15 protein-coding genes are annotated in these 20125 nt (G+C 74.2%); 11 read left to right on the forward strand and 4 right to left on the reverse strand.

What is annotated here, in order from left to right:
• Positions 1 to 18 precede the first annotated feature (18 nt).
• Positions 19 to 849: a hypothetical protein gene (locus ACSU53_RS24825; protein ID WP_437031140.1), complete on the forward strand. Its 831-nt coding sequence runs from the start codon at positions 19 to 21 to the stop codon at positions 847 to 849.
• Between the two features lie 168 nt (positions 850 to 1017).
• The gene (locus ACSU53_RS24830) at positions 1018 to 2154 is read left to right on the forward strand and encodes a glycosyltransferase family 4 protein (RefSeq protein WP_437031142.1); all 1137 of its coding nucleotides are present in this window, start codon (positions 1018 to 1020) and stop codon (positions 2152 to 2154) included.
• A gap of 444 nt (positions 2155 to 2598) precedes the next feature.
• On the opposite strand, the gene ACSU53_RS24835 is transcribed toward ACSU53_RS24830, so the two are convergent.
• Positions 2599 to 4251 (reverse strand): PucR family transcriptional regulator, encoded by a 1653-nt coding sequence (locus ACSU53_RS24835; protein ID WP_437031144.1) that lies wholly within the window; start codon positions 4249 to 4251, stop codon positions 2599 to 2601.
• A 98-nt stretch (positions 4252 to 4349) separates the two neighbouring features.
• Positions 4350 to 6152, reverse strand: a complete 1803-nt coding sequence (locus ACSU53_RS24840) for a glycoside hydrolase family 15 protein (RefSeq protein ID WP_437033386.1) — start codon at positions 6150 to 6152, stop codon at positions 4350 to 4352.
• 465 nt (positions 6153 to 6617) lie between these two features.
• On the opposite strand from ACSU53_RS24840, the gene ACSU53_RS24845 reads away from it, so the two are divergent.
• The 9 genes from ACSU53_RS24845 to ACSU53_RS24885 all read left to right on the forward strand — a co-directional run bounded on the left by ACSU53_RS24845 (position 6618) and on the right by ACSU53_RS24885 (position 17757).
• The gene (locus ACSU53_RS24845) at positions 6618 to 8285 is read left to right on the forward strand and encodes a CTP synthase (protein ID WP_437033388.1); all 1668 of its coding nucleotides are present in this window, start codon (positions 6618 to 6620) and stop codon (positions 8283 to 8285) included.
• 108 nt (positions 8286 to 8393) lie between these two features.
• Positions 8394 to 9020 carry an NUDIX domain-containing protein gene (locus tag ACSU53_RS24850; RefSeq protein ID WP_437031146.1) on the forward strand — a complete coding sequence of 209 codons (627 nt, stop codon included), beginning with the start codon at positions 8394 to 8396 and terminating at the stop codon, positions 9018 to 9020.
• 239 nt (positions 9021 to 9259) lie between these two features.
• Positions 9260 to 11293, forward strand: coding sequence for a tetratricopeptide repeat protein (locus tag ACSU53_RS24855; RefSeq protein ID WP_437031148.1), 2034 nt, complete (start codon positions 9260 to 9262; stop codon positions 11291 to 11293).
• Positions 11294 to 11476: 183 nt separating this feature from the next.
• Positions 11477 to 12592, forward strand: coding sequence for an alanine dehydrogenase (ald, locus tag ACSU53_RS24860; protein ID WP_437033389.1), 1116 nt, complete (start codon positions 11477 to 11479; stop codon positions 12590 to 12592).
• A gap of 436 nt (positions 12593 to 13028) precedes the next feature.
• Positions 13029 to 14156 (forward strand): ParA family protein, encoded by a 1128-nt coding sequence (locus tag ACSU53_RS24865; RefSeq protein ID WP_362092659.1) that lies wholly within the window; start codon positions 13029 to 13031, stop codon positions 14154 to 14156.
• A complete protein-coding gene (locus ACSU53_RS24870; RefSeq protein WP_437031150.1) occupies positions 14141 to 14707 on the forward strand; it encodes a hypothetical protein in 567 nt (188 codons plus the stop codon). Before ACSU53_RS24865 ends, ACSU53_RS24870 begins: the two co-directional genes overlap by 16 nt.
• A gap of 49 nt (positions 14708 to 14756) precedes the next feature.
• Entirely contained in the window at positions 14757 to 16049 is a 1293-nt protein-coding gene (locus ACSU53_RS24875; RefSeq protein ID WP_437031152.1) for a segregation/condensation protein A, read from the forward strand.
• Positions 16046 to 16720, forward strand: a complete 675-nt coding sequence (gene scpB, locus ACSU53_RS24880; protein WP_437031154.1) for an SMC-Scp complex subunit ScpB — start codon at positions 16046 to 16048, stop codon at positions 16718 to 16720. Before ACSU53_RS24875 ends, scpB begins: the two co-directional genes overlap by 4 nt.
• A complete protein-coding gene (locus ACSU53_RS24885) occupies positions 16720 to 17757 on the forward strand; it encodes a pseudouridine synthase (RefSeq protein WP_437031156.1) in 1038 nt (345 codons plus the stop codon). Before scpB ends, ACSU53_RS24885 begins: the two co-directional genes overlap by 1 nt.
• A gap of 1040 nt (positions 17758 to 18797) precedes the next feature.
• On the opposite strand, the gene ACSU53_RS24890 is transcribed toward ACSU53_RS24885, so the two are convergent.
• Both ACSU53_RS24890 and ACSU53_RS24895 read right to left on the reverse strand, forming a co-directional pair.
• Positions 18798 to 19517, reverse strand: coding sequence for a nucleotidyltransferase domain-containing protein (locus ACSU53_RS24890; protein ID WP_437031158.1), 720 nt, complete (start codon positions 19515 to 19517; stop codon positions 18798 to 18800).
• 22 nt (positions 19518 to 19539) lie between these two features.
• A complete protein-coding gene (locus ACSU53_RS24895) occupies positions 19540 to 19971 on the reverse strand; it encodes a Rieske (2Fe-2S) protein (RefSeq protein WP_437031160.1) in 432 nt (143 codons plus the stop codon).
• Between the last annotated feature and the right edge of the window lie 154 nt (positions 19972 to 20125).

Genomic DNA, 20125 nt, shown 5'->3' on the forward strand with positions numbered 1-20125 from the left:
GGCGCCCGGGACGGCCGGATGACCGGCCGCGCCCGCCGCCGGGCCCTCCCGGCGCCGCTCGCCGCCCTGCTGACCGCCGCCACCGCCGGGGCGCTCACCCGGGCCGGCGCGGCCGCGCTCCGGGCCCGGCCGCCCGGTGGCCCGGCCCGCTGGGAGCGGCGCAACCACGCCGGGCGGGCCGTGACCCTCTACGCGGGACCCGCCGCCGCGCCGGCGGCCGCCGCGGGGGCGGGGGCGGTGCGGCCCGCGGCCGGGGCGGCGGTGCTGGTGGCCGGCGCGTGCGGCGCGTACGACGACTTCGCCGGGGCACGGGATCCGCGGCGCGGCTTCCGGGCCCATCTGGGCGCGTTGCGGGACGGCGAGGTGACCAGCGGGGCCGTGAAGCTGTTCGGGATCTCGGCGGCCGCTCTCGCGGCGGGCGCCACGCTCGTGGAACGGCCGCTCGACCGGCTGCTCGCCGGGATCGTGATCGCCGGGAGCGCGCACGCCGTGAACCTGGTGGACGTCCGGCCGGGCCGGGCCGCCGCGGCGGTGCTCGCCCTGGCGGTGCCGGGACTGGCGCGCCGCCGCACCGCGACGGCCGCCATGGCCGCCGCCGCTGCCGGGGCCGCCGCGGCCGTCCTGCCGGACGACCTCGCGGAACGCGGGATGCTCGGGGACGCGGGGGCGCACGCCCTGGGCGCGGCGCTCGGCGCGGCGATCGTCGCCGGCACCGGACGGGCCGGCCTCGCGGCGCACGCGGCCGCCCTGGTGGCCGCCGCGGCGTGCGGCGACCGGGTGAGCGCGCTGGCCCGCCGCCCGCTGCCGGCCGCCGTCCGGAACGGCACCCTCCTTCACTCGAACGGGTGATGGGCGGCTCCGTTCCGACGACGGTGGCCCCGGGCGCCGGGTCAGGAACGCCCGTACGCCCTGGCATCCTTGACGGAGTACGCGAAGGAAACGCGCGGTCCACCCCCTCCGCGTGATCCTTCTGTACGTTCGTCGTGACCGCCCGACCCGAACCAGGAGCCCGGCCACGTGACCCCCGCGAGCAGCCACTCACCGCACGGCCGGTCGCCGCTGCGCACCGTGCAGGTGCTGGGCGGGGGCAACGCCGCCACCGGCGCGCACGTGCGCTCGCTGGCCACAGGGCTCGTCGCGAGGGGCGTGCGGGTCACGGTGTGCGCCCCCGTCGAGGCGGAACACACCTACGACTTCACCGTGACCGGAGCCGCCCACCTGCACGTGCCCCGCAGCAGCGACCCGGCCTCGGTCGCCGCCCTGCGGGCCGCCTGCGCGCACGCCGACCTGGTCCACGCCCACGGGCTGCACGCCTCCTTCCGCGCCGCGCTCGCCCTCAGCGGCAGACCCACCCCGCTGGTCGTCACCTGGCACGACCGGGCGCACACCGAGGGACCGCGCGCCCACTTCCTGCGCCTGCTGGAACGCCGGGTCGCCAAGGCCGCCACCGTCGTGCTCGGGACGACGTCGGCGCTGGTGGACCTGGCCCGCCGCGCCGGCGCCCGCGACGCCCGGCTCGCGGCGGTCCCGCCGCCCGCCCGGCCCGCCCGGCCCGACTTCGGGGACCCGGACCGCCTGCGGCCCAAGGTGAGGGCGGAACTCGGCGCCACCGGACGCCCGTTGATGGTCGCCGTCGCCGCCCTGGAACGGCACCGGGGCCACCGTGCCCTGCTGGACGCCGCGCACGCGTGGCGGCGGCTCGACCCGTCCCCGCTGGTGGTGATCGCCGGCGAGGGACCGCTGCGGCCCGAACTCCAGCGGCGCATCGGGGCCGAGGACCTGCCGGTCCGGCTCCTCGGACGGCGTGACGACGTCACCGACCTGCTCGCCGCCGCCGACGTCGCCCTGCTGACCGGCCGCTGGGAGGCGCGCTCCCGGTTCGCCCAGCAGGCCCTGCAGGCGGGCGTGCCGCTGGTGGCGACCCGGGGCGGCGGCACCCCCGAACTCGTCGGGGACGCCGCCGAACTCGTCCCCTACGGCAACGCCCGCGCCCTCGCCGACGCCGCCATGCGGCTGCTCGCCGACCCCGGGCGCCGGGAGGAGCTCCGCGAACGGGGCACCCGGCAGGCGGCCGGCTGGCCCACCGAGGACGAGACCGTCGCCCAGGTGCTCAGCGTGTACGACGAACTCACCCGCCCCCTGCCGCTGACCTGACCTGACCGGGCCCGTGTCCCGTGCGGGTCCCGCGGCTGCCCGGGTCTGCGGTCCGTGCGGGCCCCTGACCTGCCCGGGCCCTGGGCCGTACGGGTCCCGGGGCCGTCCGCGCCCCGTCCGCCCGGGCCCCCGGTCCGTGCGTCCCCTGATCCGACCGGGCCTCGGACCGCCCAGATCCCGAGTCTCCGGTCCGTGCGGGCCCCTGACCTGCCCGGGCCCTGGGCCGTCCGCGGCCCCGTCCGTCCGGGCCCCCGGTCCGTGCGTCCCCTGATCCGACCGGGCCTCGGACCGCCCAGACCCCGGGTCTCCGGTCCGTGCGGGCCCCTGACCTGCCCGGGCCCTGGGCCGTACGGGTCCCGGGCCGTCCCAGTCCCTCGTCCGTCCGGGTCCCCGGCCCGTCCCGATTGCTCGTCCGCCCGGGTCCCCGGCCCGTCCGCGCCCCGGTCAGGGCACGTGCCGGCGGGCGCGCAGGGCCAGGCTGAGCGCCAGCACCGTGTGCGGGTCGTCGAGGTCGCTGCCCAGCAACTCGCCCAGACGCGCCAGCCGGTTGTAGAGCGTCTGCCGGTTCAGGTGCAGCTCGCGCGCCGTCTCCGCCTTGCGCCCCGCGTGCGCCAGATACGTCTGCAGCGTCGGCAGCAGCGGGGGCCGGGAGCGGCGGTCGTGCTCCAGGACCGGGCCGATCGCCCGGTTCACGAAGGCCGCCAGGTCCGGGTGGTCGCGCAGCCGCCACAGCAGCAGGTCGATGTCCAGCCGGCGGGCGTCGTACCAGGGCCGCTCCGGCAGCCCCTGCGCCGCCGTCGAGGTCTCCGCCGCGTGCCGCAGTCCGGCCGCCGCCGCGGCCCAGCCGCCCGCCGGCCCGACCACCACCACCGGCGGCTGCGCCCCCGCCCGCCGCATCCCCGCCCGCTCCACACCGGCCCGCAGCGCCGCCGCCACCCGGTCGGCGACCACCGGCCGTTCCTCCTCCGCGCGCAGCCCCAGCAGCAGCGGCACCCGCCCCTCCACCGGCCGCACCCCGAGCAGCACCGGTACCCCGAGCGCGGCCAGCTCCTCGGCGACCGCCCGGGCCAGCACCGCCCAGCCGCCCCCGTGCGGGGACAGGGCGTCACCGAGCCGCATCACCACCGGCAGCAGGGGACCGCCGCCCGGCTTGAAGCCCAGGACGCGGGCCTGCGCGGGCGCGTTCTGCGGCCCCACCCGGCCCTCGGCGAGGTCGGAGAGGAAGTCGCCGCGCCCCCGTGCCGCCAGCTCCTCCTCCTGGCGAGCCTGCATCAGCACCACCGCGAGGATGTCGGCGGTGCGCTCCGCGGCCATGCGGTGCACCGGCGCCGTCGGGCCGCGCACCGGCAGCAGCACCAGGCGGGCCCGCACCCCGCCGCTGCCCGGCCCGCCGCCGGGCACGTCCACCAGCACCGAACCGGCCGGCGGGTCGTCCTGGTGGCGGTCCCGCAGCCCCTCCCAGACCTGGAGGGGGTCGGTGCCCTCCGGCCCGTCCCCGGCGGCGTACAGCAACTGGCCGTCCGTCGTCTCCAGGAAGACCGGATTGCCGGTGAAGGCGGCCAGGATCTGCAGCACCTGCGGCGCCCCGCCGCCGCTCAGCAGCGCCTCGGTGCAGCGCCGGTGCACCTCGTCGGCGCGCCGCAGCAGCGCGTAGTGACCGTTGACGATCTCGGTGTGGATCTCCTCCGTGACCGTCACGAACGGGACCTGCCGGTGCAGTTGGACCAGCGGCAGTTCCGCCCCCCGGGCGGTGTCCACCAGAGCGGCCGGCAGCCGGGTGAAGCGGGTGCCGAGCTCCACCACCAGGGCGGCGATGTCCCGTTCGGCGAGCGTGCGCACGAACGCCCGCTGGTCGGCGGGCCGGTTGCCGATGCCGTAGCCGGTGGTCAGCAGCAGCTCGCCGCCCTTGAGCAGCGAGGCGATGTGGGGCACCTCGCCCGCGTGCACCCAGCGCACCGTGCGCTCCAGCCGGCCGGTGCCCGCCACCACCTCGGGCAGGCCGCTGCGCAGCCCGGGCAGCTCCAGGGCCCGCCGCACGGTGATCCCGGTGCTCCGGGCCCCCTGCTCCTCGTCCGTGCCGTTCCTGCCGCTGTCCATGCCCCGGACGCTACCCGCGCCCCGGGCCGCGGGGCACCTCCGGACGCGGCGCGGGGCGCCCGGGGCAGCGGCCCCGGGCGCCCCGCACGCGCCTCGGCTCAGCCCCCGTACGCGCCGGACGCCGTCAGACGCAGGGCCGTGTCGATCAGCGGGACGTGGCTGAACGCCTGCGGGAAGTTGCCGACCTGGCGCTGCAGACGCGGGTCCCACTCCTCCGCGAGCAGACCGAGGTCGTTGCGCAGGTCCAGCAGCTTCTCGAACAGCCGGCGGGCCTCGTCCACCCGGCCGATCATCGCCAGGTCGTCGGCCATCCAGAACGAGACGGCGAGGAACGCCCCCTCGTCCCCGGGGAGCCCGTCGACGCCCTCGTCCTTGCCCTCGGTCGGGTAGCGCAGGATGAAGCCGTCGGGGGTGGACAGCTCGCGCTGGATCGCCTCGATGGTGCCGATCACCCGCTTGTCGTCCGGCGGCAGGAACCCCACCTGCGGGATCAGCAGCAGGGCCGCGTCCAGCTCCTTGGAGCCGTAGGACTGGGTGAAGGTGTTGCGCTCCTTGTCGTAGCCCTTGTCGCACACGTCCCGGTGGATCTCGTCGCGCAGCTGCTTCCAGCGCTCCAGCGGGCCGTCCACGTCACCGGACTCGATCAGCTTGATGGTGCGGTCCACGGCGACCCAGGCCATCACCTTGGAGTGCACGAAGTGGCGGCGGGGGCCGCGCACCTCCCAGATGCCCTCGTCGGGCTCCTGCCAGTGCTTCTCCAGGTAGTGGATCAGCTTCAGCTGCAGCAGCGAGGCGTAGTCGTTGCGGGCCAGACCGGTCATGTGGGCCAGGTGCAGGGCCTCGGTGACCTCGCCGTAGACGTCCAGCTGGAGCTGGTGGGCGGCGCCGTTGCCGACCCGGACCGGGGCGGAGTTCTCGTAGCCGGGCAGCCAGTCCAGCTCCGCCTCGCCGAGCTCGCGCTCACCGGCGATGCCGTACATGATCTGCAGGTTCTCCGGGTCGCCCGCCACCGCCCGCAGCAGCCACTCGCGCCAGGCGCGGGCCTCCTCCCGGTAGCCGGTGCGCAGCAGCGAGGACAGGGTGATCGCGGCGTCCCGCAGCCAGGTGTAGCGGTAGTCCCAGTTGCGGACGCCGCCGATGTCCTCGGGCAGGGAGGTGGTGGGCGCCGCCACGATGCCGCCGGTCGGCGCGTAGGTCAGCGCCTTCAGGGTGATCAGGGAGCGGATCACGGCCTCGCGGTAGGGGCCGTGGTACGTGCAGTGCTCCACCCACTCGCGCCAGAAGTCCTCCGTCGCCACCAGAGACTGCTCCGGCTCCGGGAGCGCCGGGGGCTCCTTGTGCGAGGGCTCCCAGGACAGGGTGAACGCCATCCGCTCGCCCGGCGCGACCGTGAAGTCCGAGTACGTCGTCAGGTCCTTGCCGTAGGTGTCGGCGGCCGTGTCGTACCAGACGGAGTCCGGCCCGGCCACGGCGACCGTGCGGCCCTCGTGGCGGTGGACCCACGGCACCACCCGGCCGTAGGAGAACCGCATCCGCAGCGCCGAACGCATCGGCACCCGGCCGGAGACGCCCTCGACGATCCGGATCAGCTGGGGCGCGCCGTCACGCGGCGGCATGAAATCGGTCACCCGCACCGTGCCGCGCGGGGTGTCCCACTCCGACTCCAGGATCAGCGAGTCGCCCCGGTAGCGGCGCCGGGTGGCGGCGGGCGGCTGCTGCTCGTCGGCGTGGGCGGGACCGAGCCGCCAGAAGCCGTGTTCCTCGGTGCCCAGCAGACCGGCGAAGATGGCGTGGGAATCGAAGCGCGGCAGGCACAGCCAGTCCACTGTGCCGTCCCGGCAGACCAGCGCGGCGGTCTGCATGTCTCCGATGAGTGCGTAGTCTTCGATGCGCCCGGCCACGTGCAACTCCAGTCGAACGGCCACGTCACCCCGCAAGGGGGCTGTCGCTTGGTGCGGTCAAGGGGGTTTGTGCAATGCGTCGTTGAGCCACGAAGCAAAGCAGTTGCTGAGCCACGAGGGCAAAGCGTCCATTGTTGCTCAACGAACCGACGAGCTCCAGTTGTGCCGGTGCGACGGACGGGGGTGGTGCCGTTCGGCCGGCCCTGCTCGGCAGCGAGTGTCCGAGCAGGATACGACGCACGTAGATGATCTGTGTGCCGCTCCGGGCAACGCGGTTCGGCCGATCGGGTGAGCGGCGGACGGGGGGAACGTGCCCGGTCGGCGGCGGGTGCCCGGCCGTGCGCGGAGCGTGGCCGGACGCCGGGGCCGTCCGGCGCTGTTACGCTGGTAGCCCGTGGACCGGTGGGCGAGACATCCCCCGAACCGCACCCTCCAGACCGCGACCACGGGAGCCCCCCTTTGGCCATGCCGCCCGCTGCTTTTCGGAACAGCACAGCTTCGACGACCAAGCACATCTTCGTCACCGGGGGTGTCGCCTCCTCGCTCGGCAAGGGTCTGACCGCCTCCAGCCTCGGCATGCTGCTCAAGGCCCGCGGCCTGCGCGTGGTGATGCAGAAGCTGGACCCGTACCTCAACGTCGACCCCGGCACGATGAACCCCTTCCAGCACGGTGAGGTGTTCGTCACCAACGACGGCGCCGAGACCGATCTGGACATCGGCCACTACGAGCGCTTCCTCGACCGCGACCTGGACGGCTCGGCCAACGTCACCACCGGCCAGGTCTACTCGACGGTCATCGCCAAGGAGCGGCGCGGCGAGTACCTCGGCGACACGGTGCAGGTCATCCCGCACATCACCAACGAGATCAAGCACCGCATCCGCCGCATGGCGACGGACGAGGTCGACGTGGTGATCACCGAGGTCGGCGGGACGGTCGGCGACATCGAGTCGCTGCCGTTCCTGGAGACCGTCCGCCAGGTCCGGCACGAGGTCGGCCGGGACAACGTGTTCGTGGTGCACATCTCGCTCCTGCCGTACATCGGCCCCTCGGGTGAGCTGAAGACGAAGCCCACCCAGCACTCGGTCGCGGCCCTGCGCAACATCGGTATCCAGCCGGACGCGATCGTGCTGCGCTGCGACCGCGAGGTGCCGACCGCGATCAAGCGGAAGATCTCCCTGATGTGCGACGTGGACGAGGCGGCCGTGGTCGCCTGCCCCGACGCCCGCTCCATCTACGACATCCCGAAGACCGTGCACGGCGAGGGCCTGGACGCCTACGTGGTGCGCAAGCTGGACCTGCCGTTCCGGGACGTCGACTGGACCACCTGGGACGACCTGCTCGACCGCGTCCACAACCCCGACCACGAGATCACCCTCGCCCTGGTCGGCAAGTACATCGACCTGCCCGACGCCTACCTGTCGGTCACCGAGGCGCTGCGCGCGGGCGGCTTCGCCAACCGGGCCCGCGTGAAGATCAAGTGGGTCACCTCGGACGACTGCAAGACCCCGGCGGGTGCCGAGGCGCAGCTCGGGGACGTCGACGCCGTCTGCATCCCCGGCGGCTTCGGCGACCGCGGGGTGCTCGGCAAGGTCGGCGCGATCAAGTACGCCCGCGAGAACCGGATCCCGCTGCTGGGCCTGTGCCTGGGACTGCAGTGCATCGTCATCGAGGCCGCGCGCAACCTGGCCGGCGTCTCCGACGCCAACTCCACCGAGTTCGACCCGGCCACCGCCCACCCGGTCATCTCCACGATGGCCGAGCAGATGGACATCGTGGCCGGTGAGGGCGACATGGGCGGCACCATGCGGCTCGGCATGTACCCGGCCAAGCTGGCCGAGGGCTCGATCGTGCGCGAGGTGTACGACGGCAAGGAGTACGTCGAGGAGCGGCACCGGCACCGCTACGAGGTCAACAACGCCTACCGCGCGGAGCTGGAGAAGAAGGCGGGCATCGTCTTCTCCGGCACCTCCCCGGACGGCAAGCTGGTGGAGTACGTGGAGTACCCGCGCGACGTCCACCCGTACCTGGTCGCGACGCAGGCGCACCCCGAGCTGCGCTCCCGCCCGACCCGTCCGCACCCGCTCTTCGCCGGCCTGGTGAAGGCGGCGGTCGAGCGGAAGATCTCGAAGTAGCACACCCAGTTGTACGGTTGCCGGGGTGCGAACCTTCAAAAAGGGGCGCACCCCGGCCGCATTTCTCCGCCGGGCACGCGCGACCGCAGTACGTCGGGAAGGACAGGCATGACCATCAAGGACACCCCGGAGGAATGGGAGATCCGGGCGACCGCGACCCCCTTCACGGGCAACAAGACCTCCGTGCGCACCGACGACGTGGTCATGCCCGACGGCACCGTGGTGGGCCGCGACTACCAGGTCCACCCGGGGTCCGTGGCCGTGCTCGCCCTGGACGACGCCGACCGGGTCCTGGTGCTGCGCCAGTACCGCCACCCGGTACGCCACAAGCTGTGGGAGATCCCGGCCGGCCTGCTGGACGTGCCCGGGGAGAACCCGCTGCACGCCGCGCAGCGCGAGCTGTACGAGGAGGCGCACGTCAAGGCGGAGGACTGGCGGGTGCTCACCGACGTCTACACCACGCCCGGCGGCTGCGACGAGGCCGTGCGCATCTTCCTCGCCCGGGGGCTCTCCGAGGCCGCCGGCGACCGCTTCGAGGTCGAGCACGAGGAGGCCGACATGGAGCTCGCCCGGGTGCCGGTGGCGGACCTGGTGCGGGGGGTGCTGGCGGGCGAGCTGCACAACAACTGCCTGGTGGTGGGCGTGCTGTCGCTGGTCGCCGCGCGCACCGGGGACGGGCTGGACGCGCTGCGCCCGGCCGAGGCGCCCTGGCCGGCGCGCCCGTTCGACGCCTGATGCCGGGTGCCTGACGCCGGATGCCCGCCGCCGGGTGCCTGATTCCCGACGCCCGGACGGCCGACGGCCGGTGCGGGCGCCGCGCTGCCGGATCGTGGTGTGACCATCGGCTGATCCGATCGGGGGACGTGCGCGCGGCGCCCCGCACGGAACGTAGCGGAGCGTGAACTAGGCTCGGGAAAACGCCCGATCCGGAGTCCCGGCGGGCCTGCGCGTGCGGTGGGACGGGAGTGTGGCCCGTGACGGATCAGGCGGTGGACACGGACGGTGTGCGGGTCACCGGGGATGCTGCCGTGCCGGACCGGTTCCTCGGCCGTACCCGTGAACTGAAGGAACTGCGCGCCGACATCGAGCGGGCCGGACTCGACACCCTCTCCGGCCGCAAGGCCCCCCGCGCGCGCGTGCTGCTCATCGCCGGCCGCCCGGGCTCCGGCCGGACCACGCTCGCCGGGGAACTGGTGCGCCAGGTCGCCGGCCGCTACCCCGACGGGGTGCTGCGCACCCGGCTGAGCGAGCCCGACGGCAGCCGGGTGCCCGTGGAGCGCGCGGCACGCGAACTCCTCGCCGCCCTGGAGGTGCCCGCCCCCGCCGGAGCCGCCGAGGACGAGCTGAGCGACGCCCTGCGCACCGCCCTGGCCGGTCGCCGTGCCGTGCTCCTGCTGGACGACGCCGTCGACGCGGAGCAGGTCGACGCGCTGCTGCCCGACACCCCGGACTGCCTCGTCGTCGCGGTCTCCGAGGGCCCGCTGACCGGGATCAGCGACGTGCGTCCCTGCACGCTCGGCGGGCTCGACACCAAGTCCGCCGTGGAACTGCTCTCCCGGGCCGCCGGGTCGGTGCGCGTCACCGTCGACCCCCGCGCGGCGGAGGCCCTGGCCGAGCAGTGCCAGGGCCAGCCGGCCGCCCTGGTCGTGGCGGGCGGCTGGCTCGCCGCCCGGCCCAAGGCCGCCGTCGCCGACCTCGCCAAGCAGCTGCACGCGGGGACCGACGAGGGCACCCCGGTGGGCCGCGCCGTGCAGCTGGTGCACGCCGCGCTGCCCGCGCCCGCCGCCCGGACCCTGCGCCTGCTCGCCCTCGCCCCGGCCGGACTGGCCGACCCCCACACCGCCTCCGCGCTGGCCGGCTGCTCGGTGAGCAGCGCCCGCACCACCCTGGACGACTTCGTCTCGCTCGGCCTGCTGCACCGGGCGGACTCGCCGCTGCCCCAGTACGAGGTGCCGGGCTGTCTGCACCCGCTGCTGCGCGGGCTCGCGGAGGTCCACGAGCGGCCCGCCGAGCTCCAACTGGCCCGCGCCCGCATGCTGGAGCGCACCGTGCGGCTGCTCCAGTCGTGCCGGGCCATCACCGAGACCGACAGCGCCCTGGCCCGCGAGAAGCTGCTCGGCATGCCGCGCTCCCTGCGCTTCCCCCACCCCCGGGCCGCCGCCGACTGGCTGCGGCTGAGCAGGCCCGCGCTGCTGGCCTCGGCCCGGCTGGCGGTCGCCGACGGGGAGCTGGACACCCTGGCCCGGCGGCTGATGTCCCAGCTGGTGCGCGCCCTGGTGGCGCACTTCGGCACCCAGGCCGCCGCGGGCGACCTCTACGGCCTCCACGGCCTGGTCCTGGACGTGGCGGAGCGCCGTCACCTGCCCCGCGAGAAGGCGGCGGCCCTGCTGAACCTGGGCGACCTGGACGCCCGCACCGGCCGTACCGCCGACGCCCTGGCGCGCTACCGGGCGGCCCTGGACGCCGGCCGCGCCGCCCACGACCCCTACGCGGTCTGCCGGGCGATGGAGTCCGTCGGCGGCGCCCACCTGGAGCTGGGCGACTACGACCGGGCCTGCGACTGGTTCGGCCGCGCGCTGACCGAGCGGCTCGCACGCGACGAGCGCGCCGAGGCCGCCCGGCTGTACGGCCGGATCGGCGCCGCCCACACCTACGCCGGCCGGTACGGCGAGGCGCAGCGCAACTGGCGGGCGGCGGTCGCCGGGTACCGCAAGAACGGCGATCCGGCCGCCCAGGCACGGTCCCTGAGCGAACTCGCCCGGGTGCAGGAGTACGCGGGACGTCCGGAGGACTCGCTGCGCACCTGCCGGGAGGCCGTGGAGTGGGCCCGGCGGGCCGAGGACACCCGGCTGCAGGCGGCGCTGCATCTCCGGCTCGCCGACACGCTGGAACGCCTGGGCGACCCCGCGTCCGCCGCCGTGCACCGGGGCGTGGCGGAGCGGATCCTGGGAGAAGAGGCTCCGCAGGAGGACACGGACGCGGCCTCGGACCACACGGCCGACACCTAAGAAAGTGCAGCAGTTGCGTCAAAGTTTGATGCAAAAGAAGGCTGGACAGCGAGAAAACCTTCATTAAACTGGCGTAGCCGCACCGTCTCCCGCGGTCTGTCCCGGTGTGCCTCCATCGCCCGGGTCTGTGCGTCAGTGGCACCCCTTTCCCTTTTTCCTTCTGAACCGAGGACCGTGATCGACGTGAAGGTCGGCATCCCCCGCGAGGTCAAGAACAACGAGTTCCGGGTGGCCATCACCCCCGCAGGCGTGCACGAACTGGTGCGCCACGGCCATCAGGTGGTCGTCGAGCGCGGCGCCGGGGCCGGTTCGTCGATCCCGGACGAGGAGTACGCCGCCGCGGGCGGGCGGATACTCGACACGGCCGACGAGGTGTGGGCCACCGCCGACCTGCTGCTGAAGGTCAAGGAGCCGGTCGCGCAGGAGTACCACCGGATGCGCCGCGGCCAGACGCTCTTCACCTACCTGCACCTGGCGGCCTCCAAGGAGTGCACCGACGCCCTGCTGGAGGCCGGTACCACCGCCATCGCCTACGAGACGGTCGAGCTGGCGAGCCGCGCCCTGCCGCTGCTGGCGCCCATGTCCGAGGTGGCCGGCCGGCTGTCCGCCCAGGTCGGTGCCTACCACCTGATGCGGGGCAACGGCGGCCGGGGGGTGCTGCCCGGGGGCGTCCCCGGTGTGCTGGCCGGCCGGGCGGTGGTCATCGGCGGCGGCGTCTCCGGCTGGAACGCGGCCCAGATCGCCATCGGGATGGGCTTCCAGGTCACCCTGCTGGACAAGGACATCAACAAGCTCAAGGAGGCCGACAAGGTCTTCGGAACCCGGGTTCAGACCGTCGTCTCCAACGCCTACGAGCTGGAGAAGGCCTGCCTGGAGGCCGACCTCGTCATCGGCGCGGTGCTCATCCCCGGTGCCAAGGCCCCCACGCTGGTCTCCAACGAGCTGGTCTCCCGCATGAAGCCCGGAAGTGTCCTTGTCGACATCGCGATCGACCAGGGCGGCTGCTTCGAGGACTCCCGGCCGACGACCCACGCCGAACCGACCTTCCGGGTCCACGACTCGGTCTTCTACTGCGTCGCCAACATGCCCGGCGCGGTGCCCAACACGTCGACCTACGCGCTCACCAACGCCACGCTGCCGTACATCGTCGAACTCGCCGACCACGGCTGGACGGAGGCGCTGCGCCGGGACCCCGCCCTCGCCCGTGGCCTCAACACCCATGACGGCAAGGTGGTCTACCGCGAGGTCGCCGAGGCGCACGGCATGGAGCACGTGGAGCTCGCCTCGCTGCTGGTCTGACCCCGCGGCCCGGTTCTGCGGGACGCCAAGTCGACCAAGTCACCTTCTGTCAAAGGAGACAGGTCAATTCGCGACGTCAACGCGACGTCAACTCCGTACGTCCGGCCGCACCTTGTCCGACGAGGTGCGGCCGGATGTGTGTATGGTCACGTCGCGATTCCCGGACAACTCGCCTCGAACGTAACGCTTCAACCGATTCGCACACCGGTGAAACCTGCCGTGCGACGGCCGTACGCCCTTGACAGAGGGATGTTTCATTGCCGACACATCGGGCCGGGTCCGGCGGATTGTGTTGCTGTGGACGCCCGACACGCCATAGAGTCGCCAACCGTCGGCATGGTGCCACGCTGACCTGTCTAGAAGTTTCCTGGTCACCAAGGAGGTAAGACGACTTGTGAATGAGTCGACATTTACTCCCGGGGGTGGTCAACCAGGAATGCCCGCAGGGGGCCGGGGTCCCGCGGGGTTCGCTGCTGTCGGCTCCGTCGCTGTGCGCACCTTCGCAGCCCACCAGAGTCAGCAGACGACTCTCACTGCACACCAGAGCATGGATGGCCATCACGTGAACGCCATGGCCGGCGACGGAAGTGGCGCGTCCCACAACCAGTTCGCCGACTACGACGAACTGCCCGAGGGGCACTTCTACGATCCGGACGCCGAATACGAGCCCGATCCCGAGTACGCGGCCACCCTCGCGCCCGACGCGGCGCGCCAGCGCCGCGAGCGCATCGGGCCGACCGGCCGCCCGCTGCCCTACTTCCCGATCCCGGGTCCGCTGACCGATCACGGACCCGCGAAGATCATCGCGATGTGCAACCAGAAGGGCGGCGTCGGCAAGACCACGTCGACCATCAACCTGGGCGCCGCGCTGGCGGAGTACGGACGCAGGGTGCTGCTCGTCGACTTCGATCCGCAGGGCGCGCTGTCGGTCGGCCTCGGCGTCAACCCGATGGAACTCGACCTCACCGTCTACAACCTGCTCATGGAGCGGGGCATGGCGGCCGACGAGGTGCTGCTGAAGACCGCGGTCCCCAACATGGACCTGCTGCCCAGCAACATCGACCTCTCGGCCGCCGAGGTGCAGCTGGTGAGCGAGGTCGCGCGCGAGTCCACGCTGCAGCGGGCGCTGAAGCCGCTGCTGGACGACTACGACTACATCGTCATCGACTGCCAGCCCTCCCTCGGCCTGCTCACGGTCAACGCGCTGACCGCCGCTCACAAGGTGATCGTGCCGCTGGAGTGCGAGTTCTTCGCCCTGCGCGGTGTGGCGCTGCTGACCGAGACCATCGAGAAGGTCCAGGAGCGGCTCAACCCGGACCTGGAGCTCGACGGGATCCTCGCCACCATGTACGACTCGCGCACCGTGCACAGCCGTGAGGTGCTCGCGCGCGTGGTGGAGGCGTTCGACGACCACGTCTACCACACGGTCATCGGGCGCACGGTCCGCTTCCCGGAGACCACGGTCGCCGGTGAGCCGATCACCACGTACGCCTCCAACTCCGTCGGTGCCGCCGCCTACCGCCAGCTCGCCAGGGAGGTGCTCGCCCGGTGTCACGCCGAGTGAGTCTGCCCGGGGCCGACGAACTCTTCCGCACGACAGGGGGGATGGCGCTCCAGGCGTCCACGCCCAGGCGCCCGGCGGGCGGCGACGCCCGCGTCCCCGCTCCGGCGGGGGAGGGCGACGCGGCCGCGTCCGCCGAGGACGCGCCCCCGTCCGTGCCCGCCCAGGGCGGGGACGGCGAGGGGGCCGAACACGCGGCGGCCGGCGCGCAGCCGGCCGAGGCGGGGGAGTCCCGCAGCCGCACGGCCACCGGCCCCGCGGGCGCCCCGCGCCGGGCGGCGGCCCAGGACGGTGCCGCCGTGCCGCCGCGCAAGCGGGGCAGACCCGCGGCCCGCCGGCCCAGCGGCCGGGAGCGCCACGACGAGAAGATCACCGTCTACGTGTCGGCCGAGGAGCTCATGGACCTGGAGCACGCCCGTCTGGTGCTGCGGGGCGAGCACGGCCTGGCCGTCGACCGGGGCCGCATCGTCCGCGAGGCGGTCGCCGTGGTCCTCGCCGACCTGGAGACCCGCGGGGACGCCAGCATCCTCGTACGGCGCCTGCGAGGCCGCTAGGCCCTACTTGGGGGTGTCTGACACCCCCTGCCTGTAGCCTGCGGAGGCCATGACCTCGAACAACCCTCCCGCCCCCGCCCCCCGCGGCCGGCCGCAGCGCCGCCGCGCACTGGGGCGGGGCCCGGGAGCGGCGCCCGGCCCCGCCGACGCCCCGCGTCCGCACCGGGACGGGCAGACGCCCCGCCCGCAGGACGGGGGAAGCGCCCCGTCCCCCGTGGACGCCGACGCGGCCCCGGACACCGGTGCGGCGACGGAACCCGCGGGGCCCGCGCCCGGGGCGGAACCCGCGACGGACGGGCCGCCGACGACCGCACCCGGCGCCGGGTCCGCCCGGACCGCGCCCGGGCCCCCCGCCGACGCGCCCGCCGGGCCGGGGCGGGATGCCGCCGTGGCGGAGCCCGGAGAGCCGGACCCCCCTCCGGAGGAGGCCGCGCCGGCTCCTGACCGGGACGGGGCCGGAAAGGCGCCCGCCGAGGGCGGCGGTCCCGGGGCGGACACGGGCGCCGGGGAGGAGGCCGAGGACGGGCGGTTCACCGTCCGGCTGGCCAACTTCGAGGGGCCGTTCGACCTGCTGCTGCAGCTGATCGCCAAGCACAAGCTGGACGTCACCGAGGTCGCCCTGTCCCGGGTGACCGACGAGTTCATGGCGTACATCCGCGCGCTCGGCCCGGACTGGGACCTGGACGAGACGACGGAGTTCCTCGTCGTGGCGGCCACCCTGCTCGACCTCAAGGCCGCCCGGCTGCTGCCCGCCGCCGAGGTGGAGGACGAGGCCGACCTCGCCCTGCTGGAGGCCCGGGACCTGCTGTTCGCCCGGCTGCTGCAGTACCGCGCCTACAAGCGCATCGCCGAGATCTTCAGCGGGCGCCTCGACGCCGAGGCCCGGCGGTACCCCCGTACCGTCGGACTGGAACCGCACCACGCCGAGCTGCTGCCGGACGTGGTCATCAGCATCGGGGCGGAGGGCTTCGCGAAGCTGGCGGTGAAGGCGATGCAGCCCAGGCCGCGGCCCCAGGTGTACGTCGACCACATCCACGCCCCGCTGGTCAGCGTGCAGGAGCAGGCGGGGATCGTGGTGGCGCGGCTCAGGGAACTCGGGGAAGCCAGCTTCCGCGCGCTCGTCGAGGACACCGACGACACCCTCACCGTGGTGGCCAGGTTCCTGGCCCTGCTGGAGCTGTACCGGGAGAAGGCCGTCGCCCTCGACCAGGAGAGCGCGCTGGGGGAGCTGACCGTGCGCTGGACCGGCGGGGACGGGGACGCCGACCCCGCCGTCACGGACGAGTTCGACCGGCCGCCCGAGCAGCCCGCGGAGGGGACGAAGGAGGAGAAGCAGGCATGAGCGACGACACCGCCGGAGCGTCCGGCGACCCGGCCGGGCCCCCTGCCGTCGCGGACCTCGACCTCAAGCCGGCCCTGGAGGCCGTCCTCATGGTCGTCGACGAGCCCGCGACCGTGGAGCACCTGGCGAAGATACTCCAGCGCCCGAAGCGCCGGATCGCGGACGCGCTCGCCGAGCTGGCCGACGAGTACACCGCCCAGCGGCGCGGTTTCGAGCTGCGCCCGGTCGCGGGCGGCTGGCGCTTCTACAGCCGCCCGGAGTACGCGGCGGCCGTCGAGGGCTTCGTCCTGGACGGGCAGCACGCCCGCCTCACCCAGGCCGCGCTGGAGACCCTCGCGGTGGTCGCCTACCGCCAGCCGGTCAGCCGCAGCCGGGTCTCCGCCGTCCGGGGAGTCAACTGCGACGGTGTGATGCGCACCCTGTTGCAGCGGGGGCTGGTCGAGGAGGCGGGCACGGAACCCGAAACAGGTGCGATCCTGTACACGACGACGAACTACTTCCTGGAGCGGATGGGCCTGCGCGGTCTGGACGAGCTCCCGGAGCTCGCGCCCTTCCTGCCGGAGGCGGAGGCGATCGAGGCCGAGACCCAGGAAGGCGTGCCGTCGTTCGATCCGGACGCCCCGGACCCGGACGACGGTCCCCCGACGAACACGACGACGACGGACATGTGATGCGAAGCAGCGGCAGCGGACACAGCGGCGGACGCGGTAACCACCGCGGTGCCGGCAACAGCAGGGACCAGAAGCAGGGGCAGGGCCGCCCCCGCAAGCCCCGCCCCGAGGAGCGCCGCTACGACGTGGGACCCGGCGCCACCAAGGAGGGCCCCAAGGCGGGGCGCGGCGGCGCGGCGTCCGGGCGGAAGGGCCGCGGCCGTCCGGCCCCGGCCCGTTCGCGTGAGTACGAGACGCGGATCGAGGAGCGCAACCGGGAACGCTACGCCGGCAAGAAGCAGGTGAAGCTCCCGAAGACGTTCCCCGGCGCCGAGCAGGAGGGCGAGCGCCTGCAGAAGGTGCTGGCGCGGGCGGGCTACGGCTCGCGGCGGGCCTGCGAGGAGCTGATCGACCAGGCCAGGGTCGAGGTCAACGGCGAGATCGTGCTGGAGCAGGGCCGCCGCGTCGACCCGGAGAAGGACGAGGTCAAGGTCGACGGCCTGACCGTGGCCACGCAGTCCTATCAGTTCTTCTCGCTGAACAAGCCCGCCGGAGTGGTGTCCACGATGGAGGACCCCGAGGGCCGGCAGTGCCTCGGGGACTACGTCACCAACCGCGAGACCCGCCTGTTCCACGTGGGACGGCTGGACACCGAGACCGAGGGCGTCATCCTGCTGACCAACCACGGGGAGCTGGCGCACCGGCTGACGCACCCGCGGTACGGCGTGAAGAAGACCTACCTCGCGCACATCGTCGGCCCGATCCCGCGCGACCTCGGCAAGCGGCTGAAGGACGGCATCCAGCTGGAGGACGGTTACGCGCGGGCGGACCACTTCCGGGTGGTCGAGCAGACCGGCAAGAACTACCTGGTCGAGGTGACCCTGCACGAGGGCCGCAAGCACATCGTGCGGCGCATGCTCGCCGAGGCCGGGTTCCCGGTCGACAGGCTGGTGCGCACCGAGTTCGGGCCGATCACCCTGGGCGACCAGAAGTCGGGCTGGCTGCGGCGGCTGTCCAACACCGAGGTCGGGATGCTGATGCAGGAGGTCGACCTCTAGGACCCGTGCCGACCGAGCAGCAGGGCGGCCCGCCGGGAGGCCGGCGCGGCCGCCCGGCCGATTCACGTCCGTCGCCCGGCCTCCTTCACGCCCGTCGCCCGGCCCCCGCTCACGTCCGTCGGTCGACGGCAGGCGCAGCACGGCGGGCACGGCCGTACCGGGCCCGCGGGCCGTCCCTTCGGGGGCGGCCCGGACGTCTTCCCGGAGGGGAACCGGCCGCGGTCGCGATGCTCCGCGTCCCTGCGGGGCCTCCCGTACGGGGGCGAGGGCTCCAGCGCCCGCGAGGACGTCCGCGCGGGCGCCGGCCTCCCCGGGGCGCCGTCCTGTCGCCGGTCCTCGGCCGCGGCGGCACTCCCACGCGGTTCCGGTCCGGCTCCGGACGGGTCCCCGCACTGCCGGGACGGGCGTTCCCAGCCGACTCCGCCCTCCTCGGGTGCCTCCGGCCGCCGGCTGACCGGGGCCGTCAGCATTCCGGCGAGGGAGTCGGAGAGGAAGTCGCCCGCCTCGCGCCACCGAGGCGGCTCGCCGTCGTTCGCCGCGCTCCTCCATCTCCGCGCACGCCGACATGACGACATGGGACATCAGAGCGGCCCGGCGGCCCCGGACGATGTCACGGGGCAGGTGGCCGGGGCGGGCGGCCACCGACCGGACGATCAGCGTGGCGGTGGGTGCCTCCCCCGCCATGTCGTGGAACACCTTGGTGGCGAGGGGATGGTGCATCGCCTGGCTGACGAACCGGGCCCGCCAGGTCGGCGGGGGCAGCCCGGCGAGGGTGTCCGTCATCGGCACCACGAGGCTGCGTACGTCGTCCAGGAGTGAGTCGGAGCGCTCGAACATGGCCCTGCGCGGCCCCTCCAGGGCGCGCAGGTGGCGCGTGATCAGCGCGCGCAGCAGCCCCTCGCGCCCGCCGAAGCAGTAGCCCACGGCCGAGTGGTTGGTGTTCCCGGCGGCATCGAGTACCGCGATGATCTGCTCGCGCTGGGCGCCGCCCGGCCCCACCCGGGCCCCACAGCCCTGCAGCCCTGCAGTCCCGCCCCGGCTCACCGGCACTCCTCGGTGCCCGCGGTGCCGGCGTCCGGCCCGAGCGCCGAGGCGCGGCGGACGCGGACCAGGAATTCCTCCACCCGGCGGTGGTCCGGTTCCGCCGGGAGAGGGCTGCGGTGGGCGGCCTCCTCCGCCTCGCGCTCCAGGCGGGTCATCCGGGCCTCGACCTCGGACCACGGCACCTCGCCCCGCCTCACCGCGAGCAGGGCCTCACGCTCCTCGCCCAGGTCCAGGGTGAGCGTGCCGGTGCGCAGCAGGTCGCGGGCGGCGGTCAGCAGGCGCAGCAGATGCATCGCGTGCTTCCAGCGCGGGGCGCCGTGCGTGCGCACGCCGGCCTCCAGCCTGCGCCGCTGCGCGCGGGCGTACCCCGTGTAGGTGCCGTGGACCCGGCGGGACAGGAACGCCCCGCGCAGGTCCAGCAGTTCGCGGCCGGTGGCGTCGGCGTACTCCACCAGCGGGGAGTGCAGGCACTCCAGGATGTTCGGATTGCCTCGCAGGGCCAGCTCGCAGAAGCGCTCCAGCTCCCAGCCGAACTGCTCCTCGGCCGGGCCCTCGACGTGTGTCGGCGGCTTCTCGAAGCGCCAGAACAGGGCGGTGGGGGCGAGGAACACGCCCCGGCGGTCGGTGTCGCTGTCCTCCGTCGCCAGACCGAAGGCACGCGACCCCATGACACAGGCGTAGATCGTGTGGTCACGGACCAGGGTCTCGGGAAGCATCCCGGGAGCGTACGCCGACGCGTCACGCCCTGCGGATCGATTTTCCGTCCACGGTGATCCGCTCCTCGGGCAGCGGCCGGGTCGCCGGCCCCTGCTCCACCGAGCCGTCGGCGATCCGGAACCGGCTGCCGTGGCACGGGCAGTCGATCGTGCCGTCGGCCACCGTCGACACCAGGCAGTTCTGGTGGGTGCAGATGGCCGAGAAGGCCTTGAACTCGCCCGCGGCGGGCTGGGTCACCACGATCTTCTCGTCCCCGAGGACGGTGCCCCCGCCCACCGGGACGTCGTCGGTCCGCAGCAGGTCCCCGCCGCCGGTGTCCGGGCCGGAGGTGGCGGAGCCGGTGTCCGCGCCCCCTCCGCCCCCGCCGTTCCCGCCGCACGCGGCGGTCAGTGCCGTCGCGCCGGCCGCGCCGGCGGTGAGGAGAACCGTGCGTCGCGTCGCGTGGTGGGTCATGGCGGACCTCCGTGGGCCGGGAAATGGGGGCGGGAGCCGGGACCTCACGGACACCGGGACGGGGCGGACGCCCCGGTGCATCTTTCCACCGAAGGGTCCGAAGGCGAAGCAAATCAGGGCAAGGCAGTAGGGAGAGGGGGATACCGCACGTCTC

It is taken from the genome of Streptomyces sp. enrichment culture, assembly GCF_964273255.1.
Classification (GTDB): Bacteria; Actinomycetota; Actinomycetes; order Streptomycetales; family Streptomycetaceae; genus Streptomyces.